General features: G+C 57.7%; 11 protein-coding genes. 10 read left to right on the forward strand and 1 reads right to left on the reverse strand.

What is annotated here, in order from left to right; genetic code table 11:
• Positions 1-79 precede the first annotated feature (79 nt).
• Positions 80-658 (reverse strand): CRISPR-associated endonuclease Cas1, encoded by a 579-nt coding sequence (locus tag Q4610_RS04790; RefSeq protein WP_304534876.1) that lies wholly within the window; start codon positions 656-658, stop codon positions 80-82.
• 75 nt (positions 659-733) lie between these two features.
• On the opposite strand from Q4610_RS04790, the gene Q4610_RS04795 reads away from it, so the two are divergent.
• From Q4610_RS04795 to ccoG, 10 genes are all read left to right on the forward strand, one after another.
• Positions 734-1,366: a hypothetical protein gene (locus Q4610_RS04795; RefSeq protein ID WP_304534877.1), complete on the forward strand. Its 633-nt coding sequence runs from the start codon at positions 734-736 to the stop codon at positions 1,364-1,366.
• A 67-nt stretch (positions 1,367-1,433) separates the two neighbouring features.
• Positions 1,434-2,003: a hypothetical protein gene (locus tag Q4610_RS04800; protein ID WP_304534878.1), complete on the forward strand. Its 570-nt coding sequence runs from the start codon at positions 1,434-1,436 to the stop codon at positions 2,001-2,003.
• A 13-nt stretch (positions 2,004-2,016) separates the two neighbouring features.
• Positions 2,017-2,382 carry a hypothetical protein gene (locus tag Q4610_RS04805; RefSeq protein ID WP_304534879.1) on the forward strand — a complete coding sequence of 122 codons (366 nt, stop codon included), beginning with the start codon at positions 2,017-2,019 and terminating at the stop codon, positions 2,380-2,382.
• Complete coding sequence (locus Q4610_RS04810) at positions 2,379-5,501, forward strand: 3'-5' exonuclease family protein (protein WP_304534880.1); 3,123 nt, start codon at positions 2,379-2,381, stop codon at positions 5,499-5,501. Before Q4610_RS04805 ends, Q4610_RS04810 begins: the two co-directional genes overlap by 4 nt.
• A gap of 172 nt (positions 5,502-5,673) precedes the next feature.
• Positions 5,674-8,988: a hypothetical protein gene (locus Q4610_RS04815; RefSeq protein ID WP_304534881.1), complete on the forward strand. Its 3,315-nt coding sequence runs from the start codon at positions 5,674-5,676 to the stop codon at positions 8,986-8,988.
• A 228-nt stretch (positions 8,989-9,216) separates the two neighbouring features.
• Positions 9,217-10,878, forward strand: a complete 1,662-nt coding sequence (ccoN, locus tag Q4610_RS04820; protein WP_304534882.1) for a cytochrome-c oxidase, cbb3-type subunit I — start codon at positions 9,217-9,219, stop codon at positions 10,876-10,878.
• Between the two features lie 12 nt (positions 10,879-10,890).
• Positions 10,891-11,640: a cytochrome-c oxidase, cbb3-type subunit II gene (ccoO, locus tag Q4610_RS04825; RefSeq protein WP_304534883.1), complete on the forward strand. Its 750-nt coding sequence runs from the start codon at positions 10,891-10,893 to the stop codon at positions 11,638-11,640.
• Positions 11,637-11,810: a cbb3-type cytochrome c oxidase subunit 3 gene (locus tag Q4610_RS04830; protein ID WP_304534884.1), complete on the forward strand. Its 174-nt coding sequence runs from the start codon at positions 11,637-11,639 to the stop codon at positions 11,808-11,810. Before ccoO ends, Q4610_RS04830 begins: the two co-directional genes overlap by 4 nt.
• Positions 11,803-12,717, forward strand: coding sequence for a cytochrome-c oxidase, cbb3-type subunit III (gene ccoP, locus Q4610_RS04835; RefSeq protein ID WP_304534885.1), 915 nt, complete (start codon positions 11,803-11,805; stop codon positions 12,715-12,717). The genes Q4610_RS04830 and ccoP overlap by 8 nt, the downstream gene beginning before the upstream one ends.
• 48 nt (positions 12,718-12,765) lie before the next feature.
• Positions 12,766-14,193: a cytochrome c oxidase accessory protein CcoG gene (ccoG, locus tag Q4610_RS04840; RefSeq protein ID WP_425262538.1), complete on the forward strand. Its 1,428-nt coding sequence runs from the start codon at positions 12,766-12,768 to the stop codon at positions 14,191-14,193.

The raw sequence follows: 14,193 nt of genomic DNA on the forward strand, positions 1-14,193 counted from the left end.
CACGCTGTAGATCCCCACACCTCCCTGACTCGGCAGAAAGGCTTCAAGGTGGACGACTTTTACGCCGCCCGCAGCAGGACTATCCCGCCGCTACCGTGGTCGAATATTGCTCCGCCGTTCTCAACCGGCCCTGCCCAAATTGCCCCTCGATAGTTGCGATGCTGTTGTCCAGTTTCCGGGCAATCAAATCGGCGGCGAAAGCCAAGCGAGCCGCCTCGTTTTTCTGGGTGGCATATTGCCAGCGCAGATTATCTGGGTTGGCGGTGAAGCCCGCACCGGACGCCACAACCGCTACGTCGCCGTCCGCTTTGATCCGTGCCAGTGCCACGCCTTGTTCACCAAGCCAGTTCAACACATCGAAGGATAGCGAGCCGCTACCGTCCAGTAATATTATGATGCGCGGTAAGGCCAAGTCGCCTTTGAAATAGCGATGGCTTTCCCGCTGCTGTGGATAATGGGAAAAGCCCTGCCTGATGACCAGCGCCCCGCCTTCAACCCGCAGCGATGTGCCTTGGCCGGTGAGGATCAGAGCGTTGGAATTGCGTTCACGGGTCAGCCGTTTCCGCTGCGATTTTCGGCTTTCAGTCATCCAATATTCGGAGCGAATGGCCCATTCGTCGGAAGAATGTTCGGCGGGAGAAATCGCTTTTTCAAACATACGGAAATATAACGAATTTCCGCTAAACCACCTATCAAATTCAAGGTAAACGCAGCCAGAAATGACGGGATAAAAATGTCAGAAAATCTGGATAATTGGCTTCGCTCGTTGGAATTAAATGTCGCCTATTTTGATTTTACTGATCAGTATCAGCGGCAGAAATTCAGAGAGGTGGCAGCTCTTGGCCCAATGTTGGCCTATAAAACGCTGATGTGCGCTGATCTGTTCGTGCAATTGTCTGGTGGAAAGCTGAAAGCGTGGGGATTCCGCTTGGAACCTACGCCTAGCGATGGCCCGGTGCCTATTCCTGCGCATTGCTTCATAGAACGGCCAAACGTCGAAGAATGCGACGTAAATATCATCACCGCCTCTGGTTGGCGTTATGAACGTGTCCGAATTGCGATTGTAGAGAATGGCGACAATTTCGATGCCACAGAAAATTTGCTACCTGCAACGAAATCCAAGGCGGGCCGTCGGTCAACCTACCCGGCTGTAAAAGCTGCGCTTGCAAGCATCCACTCCATTGATCCGGCAAAGATTGAATGGTCTGCCGGACAATTGCTTGATGAGTTTAACAGCGTCTATGCGGACTATGCTCCCGCAATGGGCTTTCCGTCGCGAACGCTGGCAGCGCGGACCCTCCACGATCACCTGAAACGTTTTCGGCAAGAATTGGCAGAAATTGGCAACAACGATAATGCTAATTGATTCAATAGATTAGATTGGTTGAGGCGAGCCAAATCGACCAGCCCGAATCATCGGGCGGGACGAAAAAATGGCTCGCAAACGTGACTATAAGGCAGAATATCAGCGGCGGATCGCCAACGCGGAGAAGCGTGGGCAATCACGTTCGCAAGCTCGCGGCCATGCTAAGGCTGGCGAAACGTCCGCCAGCGCGAAGGGCAAAGTCGGCGGCGATAAATTTGAAGCGGCACTCAAACTCTACCGCCAGACAGGCAATCAGGCAGCAGCAGCAAAAACGCAGGGGATAGCGCCGGAACGCTTTCGCCGTTTTCTACGGGAAAATGTGCAGATTTCCGGGCGCGGCAAGTCGCTCAAAATCACCGACACGCGCCCACGCCTGATGACGGTCATTTCCGATGGGCAGGTCAGCAGCATCCATTTGAACGGTGCTGATGAGGCGTCGTTGAACGGGAAATATCTGAACGCAGTCCGAACCCTGCTGGTCAACAATGATCCCGGCACCATTAGCCCATTCGCAGGCCGATCCGTCATCGACGCTGACGGCAATCCCCATCCGCTCGAAACCGATGTGAACGAACTCTACCGGCTCGCCGCCAGTGGAGATGCCCTTTTTCACGATGTCTACCGGCTCACCCAATGAAGGAGAAATCAGCATGGATAAAATTGAACTGGCCCGCGAGCGACGCAAACAGCGGCGACTGGAGGTACTTGGCACCAACAATCCTATTTGTGGAACGTGCGGCGAAAGCCGCTGGCAATGCTTCGAGCAGCATCATGTTGCCGATTATGGCCGCGACGATACCACCGTGCGAGAATGCTATAATTGCCATCGCATTTTGAGCGACAACCAGAGGGATCATCCGTCATTCAATGCTGCCGCTGACCCGCTGCTGGATCGTATCGGCCATTTTCTGTTGGGGCTGGTCGATATGCTGCGGCTCATCGTGGACAAACTTCATCAGTTCGGAATGCAACTGATCGAGCGAGCGTCCATTGAGACGGAAGGAGCGCAGACATGAACGCGCCTGTCATCTCCGCGATCAGCGACCATCTTCCTATCGCGCTCCGCGCTTTCACTGGTCCGCAATTTTTTGAATTGAAGGACGTTGATGCACAGCCGTCGAAAGCGAAGAAGAAACCTCCTATGTCAGCATCACCCTGGACACTGACATTTGACACCGAGACGCAGGCGGATGCGGGGCAAGGGTTACGGTTTGGTGGCTATCAGCTTCGTAATGCAGGTCAGATAGTTGAAGCAGGATTATTTTACGACCCCGACGGCGTGACACCCGCCGAACTGGATTTGCTGGCCGCTTATGCCGATCATCATTGCTTGGCTCTGCGAACCCGCGAGGGCTTCGTGGACGAAATTTTCTTTGCCAGAGCCTATCAGTTTCGGGCGAGGGTAATCGGCTTCAATCTGCCCTTCGACATTTCTCGCATCGCCATCCGCCATGGCGCGGCGCGGTCAGCAGCCGATGCAGAAGCGGCCCCAATGCGGGGCGGCTTCACCTTCACGCTTTCCCAACAAAAAATCTATCCGAACATTCAGGTCAAACATCTGTCCCAACGGGCGGCCATCATCAGATTTGCGGCAACGATGGGACAGAATACAGGGCGCAGTCAGCGCAAGCGCGGCTCGAAAGTTTCCACCCGGCGCGGGCATTTCATCGACGTAAAGACTATGGCGGCGGCGCTGTTCGCCCGCAATTTTTCTCTGGATGCTCTGTCCCGGTTTCTTGCCGTGGACAATCCGAAACGGGACAAGCCCGATTTCAGCGCCCCCATCAGCAAAGAAATGATTGGCTATGCGATGGGCGACGTGCAGGCGACATGGGAATGTCACGAAAGATTGATGGCCCGGTTTGACCGGCTTGGCTTGTCCGGCACTAACCCAGAGAAAATCTATAGCGAAGCTGGCATTGGCAAGGGGTATCTCCGCGAAATGGGCATAGCTCCATGGCGCAAACTGCAATCCGATTTCCCGCGCCATCTGATCGCAAAGATTATGGGCAGCTATTATGGCGGCCGATCGGAAGTCCGCATTCGCCGCGAAATACGACAGGTCATGCTCTGCGATTTCCTATCCATGTATCCGACCGTTTGCACGCTGATGGGGCTTTGGCGATTCGTAATCGCCCAAGATATGACTTGGGCGGACAGCACGGCAGAAACACGCATCTTCCTTGATGCCATCAGCCTTGCCGATTTACAGGACCAAAGCCCGTGGTCGAAATTGACGACGCTTGTGCGGGTTGTGCCGAACGGCGAGATATTCCCAGTGCGTGCCGACTATGCGGATACCGGCGAAACGACGATCGGCGCGAACCATCTATCATCGGATCACCCGCTTTGGTTCACTTTGGCCGATTGCATTGCGGCCAAGGTGCTGACCGGGCGAGCGCCGGTTATCGTTGAAGCAATCACCTTTGCGCCGGGGCAAGTGCAAGACGGCCTCTGTGCCATCAATATCGGTGGCAATCCCGACTATCATGTCGATCCCGCCACATCAGACTTTTTCAAGACTCTGATCGAACTGCGGCAATCAGTGAAGGCACGGCAGAAGGGAGCAAGCGGGGCGGAATGGGAGGCGTTTGATACAGAGCAAAACGCCCTCAAGATCGCGGCCAACTCCACTAGCTACGGTATATGGGTGGAACAGAATGTCGAAACCCGTCCCGGTCGGCGGGCTGTCACCGTGCATGGTTCGACCGGCGAGCCATTCAGTTTCAAGACCGACAAGTCCGAATTGCCGGGAAGTTTCTTTCATCCGCTGCTCGCCACACTCATCACCGGCGCGGCACGGCTGATGCTGGCAATCGCCGAACGGCTGATAACCGATGAAGGCTTGGACTGGTGCTTTTGCGACACCGACAGCATGGCCATCGCCAAGCCAATCAATATGGAGGGCGAGGAGTTTGCCCGCCGTGCAACTCGCGTTGTGGACTGGTTCACGCCGTTAAATCCTTATGCCTTTCATGCACCCATCCTCAAAATTGAGGAGGTGAACAAACGGCTGGGCGGTGACGAACTCCAGCCACTCTATTGCTGGGCGATTTCATCCAAGCGTTACGCTCTGTTCAATCTGAACGAGGATGGAAAACCGGTTTTGCGCAAGGTTTCCGCACATGGGCTTGGCCATCTTCGCCCGCCCTATGACGGCGACGATCCGCCATCCGATATTCCCGCCCCCGATGGGACCGTGCTGGGCAAGGGCATCCGTCGATGGCATTGCGATCTTTGGCATCAGATAATCATGTCGGCCTTGGCGGGGCGTCCCGATCAGGTGCCGCTTGATTATCACCCTGCATTGGCTAACCCGTCTATCTGCCGATATGCGGCCACATCGCCCGATCTTCTGCGATGGTTCAAAACCTATAATGCGGATCGGTCCTATCGGGATCAGGTAAAGCCGTTCGGTTTTCTCCTTTCCATGTCGGCATGGAAAGACTGGAGCGGGGAGACAATCGGGAGAGTCGCCAAGGCTGGGCGACGGAAAGCACCCAAGCCGTTGAAGCCGATTGCGCCTTTCGACACCGACCATGACAAAGCGGTCAAATCAGCGTTCGACCGTGACAGCAGAGCGCCAGTGCTGGCGGAGGGCTTGAAATCCTATGCGCAGGCACTCGCCCAATATCATCTGCAACCGGAGGCGAAGTTTCTGAATGCCCGATACACGGATCGCGGAACGACTATCCGACGGCACGTTCATGTCGCCTATGTTCGGCATATCGGCAAGGAAGCCCATGATTGGGAGCGGCAGGCCGTGCTGGGTTTGGATGCCGATTCCGCGATTAGCTATGGGAAGGGAGAACAAGCCCAAACGAGCATTGCCGATAGCATTCGTGCATTGATCGCTGAATTTGGGCGAGCATCTACCGCTAAGGCTTTTGGGCTGTCCTCGCGGCAGTTGGAGGCTGCGATTAGCAGCGGCTCGATGCGCCAACGTAATCCGATCGCGCACAATCTCACAGTCAGAATGCCTAAAGCTGTAAATGAATTGCGTCGGTCACAACTCGTTAAATCCGCCGAAATTTTTCGGTTGCAGGCCGTGGTGCAACAATTCGGATTACGGGAAACAGCCCGAAGAGAAGGAGTCGATCCATCCAATCTACGGCGGTATATCGCATCTATCTAAGCATTCTGGCGTCTGCCTATCACGCTCACCAAAAGTTGATGACGCCGCCGTTAGATTCGCGCTATTTTCAAGAGCAAGGCACTTTGCGCCATGAAATACAACTGCTGCTATGCGTTGATCTCCAATTTAGAGGTCTTGCGGCAGCATCTTAGCAGCATCATAATCGCTCGCGATGACGCAACATATAAAAAGTTCGTTGGGTTCAATCCCGTCACCACGCGAAATGATGCGGGAAAAGAGGCCATATCTGTTCTCTGACAGCGACGTTGATCGATCTGTCACTCTCCCCAAGACAAACTTTGAATACCATCTGGAGACGCTCACGGCGCGAAAGCAAGAGTATGAGTTTGAAGATTTTTGTCGGAAAATAGCTGAAAAGGAGCTTTGCCCCAATCTGACAATCCAAACCGGCCCCACTGGTGGTGGGGATGGCAAGACGGATGCAGAAACGTACCCGGTCGCCACTGAAATTGCGGAGCGATGGTGGATTGGCACTCCCTCTGCCGGAAGTGAGCGATGGGCCTTCGCATTCAGCGCCAAGAAAGATTGGAAACCAAAATTAGAATCAGACATAAAAAAGATCGCAGAGACTAGTAGAGCATACGATGTCGTTTATTTTATAACGAACCAATTTGCAGCAGATAGGGATAAGGCAAAATTACAGGATGATTTGAGTAAGCAATATTCTTTCCGCGTTCAAATTCTAGATAGATCGTGGATTGTTGAAAAAGTCTATTCCAATGGCCATCTGGCGATGGCAATCGACACACTCGCCATTGAAGGCGCGCAGTCGGAAATTATTCAAAAATTTGGACCAAACGATGCGGCCCGTTTAGCGGAACTTGCCGAATTGGATAAGCAGATCACCGACGCGAGCCGGTACGTCGATACACGTTTTCAGTTGGCTTCCGATTGCTATCGTTCTGCCATCCTCGCAAGGGGGCTGGAAAGGCCAAGGTCGGAGGTGGAGGCGCGTTTTGAGCAAGCCATGCGGATCGCCGATGAACTTGGCGAAACGCTACAGGCGATGCGCATCCGGTACAACTATGCATGGACGCAATTTTGGTGGTTTGAAGATTTAAAAAAGTTCTTGTCACTTTATGATGATGTGGAAGAGCGAATAAAGGAAACCACTCATAGTTCGGATGCTAAGCATCTCCATACACTATGGTCCCTAGCCACTTCCTGCATCCGTAATGGTAGATTGAAATCTACAGATATTGATATTGAGCAAAAGCGAAAAAATCTTGTCGCTATCCTAGACCCGTTGGCCGCTAATACGGCTAGGCCCAACAACGCATTGGAGGCAAAGACGTATCTCACCCTCATGCGACTGCATGAGTCGATGAGCAATCGAACGCAAGATGGACTGGATGATTGTTGGAAAAGTCTGGCTGAAATTCTTGAGGCCTCAAAGCCGCTCGGAAGCTACCCGGTAGAATTGCTAGAAAGCGTTCTCGGTGAATTGGGCGCTGTTATCGATAGTCCAGAGTTCGATGACGTTTATACCAAGCTGACCGAGGTAATCTCGCAAAGACGGAGTGAAGGTGCGGCTGGCGAAGCTCACGTCAAGAGAGCCTTCCAAAAGCTTGAACTCGAAAATCCATATGAAGCGATCCGGTGGTTTGGACGGGCTGAGGAGCTTTTACTTAAGCGCGAGTACCGCGATGAGCTGACTCAGGCGCTGCTTGGCAGCAGCGGTGCATACAGCGTGGTGGGGTTGCGATGGGCAGCTAGAAACAGGGCGTTGGCAGCTCTGGACCACACAATGCAGGAGTTTAGAGAAAGCGGGGAAGTTGAATGGGCTGCATGGATAGCGGCGAAGCAACTTGTCTGGTCGGAACTTCGATTGGGGCGTGCCCCCCAAGCCCTTGCTGCGATGATCTTGGCCAAGATGCTCCTATCGGCATCTGCTCCAGCAGGTGAGCTAATGGAGCAGGCAGAGGAAGATTTAACCTTAATTGAAATTGCGTTTGGTTTGCTTCTGCTAAATTTGCATCCAAATCAACTGGATGCCATCGCTAAACTGCATGATAGCTTTGAGGAATATGGGCTTGTAATCCCCGGAATGGCAACATTGTTCTCCTTGGGCCAGCGGCAGGCGCTTAGGGATGAAGGATATTGCCCAAGCGAACAAACAGACCAAGATATTGAAGATTTTCTCGCGGGTTGGATCAGTGTGCCCGGCGCGGATCAGATGCCAGATCATACGATCTTATTGGATCAGGCGACGGTTGAATTTCGTTCCGTCGTCCTTGGGTGCTCGATATTGCTGACAAGCAACGCGGACCCGATTTCAGTTGGAATAGCAGAGTCACTTCTTGGCGGCCTTGAAAGCTTCATGGCGACGAGTGACGAACGCGATGTGATGCCTCATAGAGAAACGCTTCGGATCGTCATGCGGTCAGGCGGAGATGAGATTGCCGTTCCAGAGCATCGGATTGTTGAGGAAACCGGAGCGTCATTCGTTGAAGTGATCTATTCTCTGGGTTTCCGGCAAGATAGTGCCGAGAAAATCGAGAAATATCGCGACTGGCTACAGGTCGTTCTTATTGAAATCATCTGCCATTTTGCAATCGTCCGCGATGTTGAGAGCTGGCTTACAAAAATTGCCGCTGACGAACGGGGCTTTAGTCGAGCCTTGGTGTTCAGCGACATGTTGACTGCCAACAGCAATGTATTTGGAGATAAGCCGCCAATTCACATTGCAGATCATCTTAAGGCAGATGCACGTGAATTTGCCCCGCTGCGAACGACACCACTCATAGTGAGACAGGTGGCGAAGCGGGAGGTCGAAGGTGATCCCAAGTTTGGAACAGGCGATCCATCCGAACCATTCACCAAACCGGAGGATATGAAGCATTCGGACCGGACGGTTTTGTCTCCTATCCAAATGGATTTGTGGAACAAGGCGGGCTGGCATGGAACAGCTTTCATGGTTCACCCTCAATTGCCCGGCCCACTCCTCGCATTGCATTTTCGGGATGCCGATGCCGCAAGACGAATTTTTGAAGATTGGCGTGAACGCTGGGGGCGGGAGGGAAGCGACGAGAATGTTCGCATTTCGATCATCACAGGCGTCGATCAAAAGGAGCCGTTTGCATATTCTATGCAGGTCGCACCCGTTTTCCGCACTGACCTCGTTCAAAGCGGAAAGACATTCCTGTCCCTCTCTCGCTACATGCGACTTAACGCTGCCACGCCGGATAATTTGAACAATTTCTTGGTTGCCTATCAGAAGGCGGGCGAGTTTGGCCTAGTGCCCGCGATCACCCCGGCCGGACGAGGTTTCCCGGAACCAATGTATGATCTCATTCAGCCAAGGCGTAAGCTGGAGGTTCGCCCCGCTTGGATGATTGAAGAGAATGATCCAGACCTCTCCGTAATGCAGGACGGCGACGATCCGTTCATTCCTGATGGTCAAATTGATCCGCCCGTTTGGCGGGCAATGGCGCAGCTAAAAAAGATGCGAAAAAGCGTTCCTTAACCAGCAACATGGACGTTGTGGTCAGGAAATTACAAATCGGCGGCAATCACTATACCCCCCTCCCCTGCCAGGGAGGATTTTTTGCGTCAGGGCGGTCGCACACCCCCTGACCTTTCGGCTTACGCACTTTCCCGTACAGACCCGCCGCCCCGCTTTTGACAGAGGACAGGCCATGAACGCGGCGCCTGTCCCAGGGCGCGCCGCACGGGCTTCATGCGGGGAATGGCCATGGACAGACTGGTTTTGAGGACGGGTGGCTGGTTCGCGCTCGCGATCGTCGCTTTTGCGGCGATGATCGGGGCGCGCGACAGCGGTTTCGCCGTCCATATGGGGATCGTGAGCGCGGTCGCGCTGGGGCTGGCCGTCCATGCCATGCGCCATGCCGACTATGCCGGTTTCGCGCGCGGGCTGGTGAAGATGCCGGCGGACGAAGGGCGCTATTATGACGACGTGATCCGCTGGGGCGTGATCGCGACCGTATTCTGGGGGCTGGCCGGGTTCCTGGCGGGGCTGTACATCGCCCTGCAACTGGCCTTTCCCGCGCTGAACCTGGGCCTGGAATATACCAGCTTCGGGCGGCTGCGGCCGCTCCATACCTCGGCGGTGATCTTCGCCTTCGGCGGCAATGCGCTGATCGCGACCAGCTTCTATGTCGTGCAGCGCACCTGCCGCGCGCGGCTGTTTTCGCCCGCGCTCGCCGATTTCGTGTTCTGGGGTTATCAGCTTTTCATCGTTCTGGCCGCGACCGGCTATCTGCTGGGCGTGACCGAGGGCAAGGAATATGCCGAGCCGGAATGGTATGTCGACCTGTGGCTGACGGTCGTGTGGGTCGCCTATCTGGTCGTGTTCGGTGGCACCGTCATCAAACGGTCGGAGCCGCATATCTATGTCGCCAACTGGTTCTACCTGGCCTTCATCCTGACGGTCGCGATGCTGCACATCGTCAACAATCTGTCGATGCCGGTCAGCCTGCTGGGGTCCAAGAGCTACAGCGCCTTTGCGGGCGTGCAGGATGCGCTGACCCAATGGTGGTATGGCCATAATGCGGTCGGCTTCTTCCTGACCGCCGGCTTCCTGGCGATGATGTATTATTTCGTGCCCAAGCAGGCGCAGCGCCCGGTCTATAGCTACCGGCTGTCGATCATCCATTTCTGGTCGCTGATCTTCCTCTATATCTGGGCGGGGCCGCACCACCTCCACTATACTGCGCTGCCCGACTGGGCGCAGACGCTGGGCATGGTCTTTTCGATCATGCTGTGGATGCCGAGCTGGGGCGGGATGATCAATGGCCTGATGACGCTGAACGGCGCCTGGGACAAGATCCGAACCGACCCGATCATCCGCATGATGGTGATGGCGCTGGCCTTTTACGGCATGAGCACCTTCGAAGGGCCGATGATGTCGATCAAGGCGGTCAACAGCCTGTCGCATTATACCGACTGGACGATCGGCCATGTGCATAGCGGCGCGCTGGGCTGGAACGGCCTCATCACCTTCGCCTGCCTCTATTATCTGACGCCGCGCTTGTGGAAGCGGGAGCGGCTCTATTCGCTGCGGCTGGTCAACTGGCACTTCTGGCTCGCGACGTTGGGGATCGTCCTCTACGCCGCCGCCATGTGGGTCGCGGGCATCATGCAGGGGCTGATGTGGCGCGAATATGGGGCCGACGGCTACCTTGTCTATGCCTTTTCCGAAGTCGTCCGCGCGATGTGGCCGATGTACCTGATCCGTGCGGCGGGCGGTCTGCTCTATCTGTCGGGTGCGATCATCATGGCCTGGAACATCGGCAAGACGATCGCGGGCAGCCCGCTGCGCGCGGAGACGCCGATGCACGACGCCCCCCATGACGCCGGGGCCGACAAGCCCCTGCGCGCCGCCCAGCCAGCATAAGGAGACGCCATCATGGCTTCCAGATTCTTCGACCATGGCAAGCTGGAGCGGAACATCTCGCTGCTGGGCCTTGCCGCCCTCGTCACCGTCGCCATCGGCGGCATCGTGGAGATCGCGCCGCTGTTCTGGATCGACAACACGATCGAGAAGGTGGAAGGGATGCGGCCTTACACTCCGCTCGAACTGGCGGGGCGCAACATCTATATCCGCGAAGGCTGCTACAATTGTCACAGCCAGATGATCCGCCCCTTCCGTGACGAAACCGAACGCTATGGCCATTACAGCCTGGCGGCGGAGAGCATGTACGACCATCCGTTCCAATGGGGGTCCAAGCGTACCGGGCCGGACCTGGCGCGGGTGGGCGGCCGCTATTCGGACGAATGGCATGTCCAGCATCTCAAGGACCCGCGCGCCGTGGTGCCGGAATCCATCATGCCGACCTATCCTTTCCTCGCCGAGCGCGAACTGAAAACCGGCGACATGACGGGCGACCTCACCGCGCTCAGCCATGTGGGCGTGCCGTACAGCAAGGACGATATTGCCAGCGCCAATGACGATCTGAAGGCGCAGGCCGATCCCGGTGCGGACAGCGCGGACCTCGTCAAACGCTATCCCAAGGCGCAGGCGCGCGATTTCGACGGCGATCCGGCCAGGCTGACCGAGATGGACGCGCTGGTCGCCTATCTCCAGATGATCGGCACGCTGGTCGATGTCGATGCCGCCAAGCCCCAGGAAAATGGCCGGAAGGAGGGCGGCAAATGAGCTATGACGCGCTGCGCCATTTCGCCGACAGCTGGGGGCTGGTCTTCATGGGGGCGAGCTACATCGTCCTTGTCGGCTGGCACTTCCTGCCGCGCGGCCGCCGCCAGAGCCGCGACGCCGCCACGATGATCTTCACGGATACAGACAGCATGGAGGCCGACCATGGCTGACGGACAGGACAGGAAAATCGATGCCGCGACCGGCACCGAACTCAAGGGGCATGAATGGGACGGCATCGCCGAACTGGATACGCCGCTGCCGCGCTGGTGGTTGTGGACCTTCTATGCGACGATCCTGTTCGCGGTCGGCTATGTCGTCGCCTATCCGGCGATCCCGATGCTGAACGATTATACGCGGGGCATGCTGGGCTGGTCCAGCCGGGGGGCGCTGGACAAGGAGCTGGCCGCGCGCGCCGCGCAGATCGCGCCGATCCACCGGGCCATCGCCGCCACGCCGATCATTGACCTGCCCGCCAGGCCGCACCTGATGCAGGCGGCGGTCGAGGGCGGACGCGCCGCGTTCAAGGTCCATTGCGTCCAGTGCCATGGATCGGGCGCGGCGGGGGCGAAGGGCTATCCCAACCTTAATGACGACGACTGGCTGTGGGGCGGCGACCTCGCCACGATCGAAAAGACGATCATCGACGGCGTGCGCAATCCCGGCCATGACGCGACCCGCCTGTCGATCATGCCCGCCTTCGGCCGCGACCAGTTGCTGACCGCCGCGCAGGTGGATGATGTGGTCGCCCATGTCCGCACCATCAGCCGGCAGGACAAGCCCAGCGCCGCGTCGCAGCGGGGCGGCAAGCTGTTCGCCGACAATTGCACGGTCTGCCATGGCGCGGATGGCAAGGGGACACGCGCCCTGGGCGCGCCCAACCTGACCGACGGTATCTGGCTCTATGGCGGGGACACGGACACGATCCGCGCCAGCGTGTGGAACAGTCGCCAGGGCGTGATGCCGCGCTGGGACGACAAGCTGGACACGGCCACGATACGGATGCTGGCGGCCTATGTGCACAGCCTGGGCGGCGGCGAAGCGACACCGACAGCGGATGCGGGCAATGCGGCGGAGTGAGCCCGTCCAAAGCCTCTCCTGCAAGGGGAGAGGATCGGCGCCATGCTGATGCCGGCCGATCCTCCGTCGCTCTACGAAAAGCGCAAGGGCGTCTATCCCAAGGCGGTCGACGGATTCTACCGCCGCCTGAAATGGGCGATCATGGCGGTGACGCTGGCGATCTACTGGGGCACGCCCTGGTTTCGCTGGGATCGCGGGCCTTATGCGCCCGATCAGGCGGTGCTGGTCGATCTGGCGCACCGGCGCTTCTACATGTTCGCGATCGAAATCTGGCCGCATGAATTTTATTATGTCGCGGGCCTGCTCATCATGGCGGGGATCGGGCTGTTCCTGGTCACGTCGGCGGTGGGGCGCGCCTGGTGCGGCTATGCCTGCCCGCAGACGGTGTGGACCGACCTGTTCCAGCATGTCGAGCGCTTCGTCGATGGCGACCGCAATGCGCAGGTCCGGCTGGCGAAGGCACCCTGGACCCTGGCCAAGCTTGGGCGGCGGGCTGCCAAATGGAGCCTGTGGCTGGCCATCGCCTTCCTGACCGGGGGCGCCTGGATATTCTACTTCGCCGATGCGCCGACATTGCAGCGGGATTTCTGGAGCGGCACGGCCGCGCCGGTCGCCTATGCGACCACCGCGCTGCTGACCGCCACGACCTTCCTGCTGGGCGGGTTCATGCGGGAACAGGTGTGCATCTACATGTGCCCCTGGCCGCGCATCCAGACCGCCATGCTGGACGAAAAATCGCTGGTCGTGACCTACAAGGCGTGGCGCGGCGAACAGCGCGGCAGCCTGAAGAAGGCGCAGGCGCATCCGGCCGAATTTGGCGACTGCATTGATTGCAACCAGTGCGTCGCCGTGTGCCCGACCGGCATCGACATACGCGAAGGGCCGCAGATCGGCTGCATCACCTGCGCGCTGTGCATCGACGCATGTGACGCGGTGATGGCGCAGGTCGGCCGGCCGCGCGGATTGATCGACTATTGCACGCAGGAGGATGCAGACGCGGAACAGAAGGGGGCACCGCCGCGACCGGCGCTGAGCGCACTGCTGCACCCGCGCACCATCGCCTATCTAACGGTTTGGAGCGCCATCGGCGCGGCGATGCTGTTCGCGCTGGGCGCGCGCACCCGGATCGACATCGCCGCGCAGCAGGATCGCAACCCCATCTTCGTGCGCCTGTCCGACGGCGCGATCCGCAACGCCTATATGGTCAAGGTCCGCAATATGGAGGCGCGGCCACGGCCGGTGACGGTCGCGGTCGACGGGCTGGCTGGCGCAAGCCTGTGGACCGACGCCATGGCGCGCGAACAGGCCGGGCCGTCCGTCACGGCGACCGTGCCGGCCGACAGCGTGGCGAAGCTGCGCATCTTCATCGCCGCCCCGGCCGCCGGGCCTTCGCGGCAGGATTTCGCCTTCACCCTGACCGCCAATGACCGCGAGGGCGGCGGCGACCATGAACCCGCCCGTTTCGAAAGGCCCTGA

The organism is Sphingobium cyanobacteriorum (genome assembly GCF_030580935.1).
In the GTDB taxonomy this organism is placed as follows: Bacteria; Pseudomonadota; Alphaproteobacteria; order Sphingomonadales; family Sphingomonadaceae; genus Sphingobium; species Sphingobium cyanobacteriorum.

Coding starts and splice junctions, on each gene's coding strand:
- Q4610_RS04790 (WP_304534876.1), bottom strand. CDS start 658: ATGTTTGAAAAAGCGATTTCTCCCGCCGAACATTCTTCCGACGAATGG.
- Q4610_RS04795 (WP_304534877.1), top strand. CDS start 734: ATGTCAGAAAATCTGGATAATTGGCTTCGCTCGTTGGAATTAAATGTC.
- Q4610_RS04800 (WP_304534878.1), top strand. CDS start 1,434: ATGGCTCGCAAACGTGACTATAAGGCAGAATATCAGCGGCGGATCGCC.
- Q4610_RS04805 (WP_304534879.1), top strand. CDS start 2,017: ATGGATAAAATTGAACTGGCCCGCGAGCGACGCAAACAGCGGCGACTG.
- Q4610_RS04810 (WP_304534880.1), top strand. CDS start 2,379: ATGAACGCGCCTGTCATCTCCGCGATCAGCGACCATCTTCCTATCGCG.
- Q4610_RS04815 (WP_304534881.1), top strand. CDS start 5,674: ATGACGCAACATATAAAAAGTTCGTTGGGTTCAATCCCGTCACCACGC.
- ccoN (WP_304534882.1), top strand. CDS start 9,217: ATGGACAGACTGGTTTTGAGGACGGGTGGCTGGTTCGCGCTCGCGATC.
- ccoO (WP_304534883.1), top strand. CDS start 10,891: ATGGCTTCCAGATTCTTCGACCATGGCAAGCTGGAGCGGAACATCTCG.
- Q4610_RS04830 (WP_304534884.1), top strand. CDS start 11,637: ATGAGCTATGACGCGCTGCGCCATTTCGCCGACAGCTGGGGGCTGGTC.
- ccoP (WP_304534885.1), top strand. CDS start 11,803: ATGGCTGACGGACAGGACAGGAAAATCGATGCCGCGACCGGCACCGAA.
- ccoG (WP_425262538.1), top strand. CDS start 12,766: ATGCCGGCCGATCCTCCGTCGCTCTACGAAAAGCGCAAGGGCGTCTAT.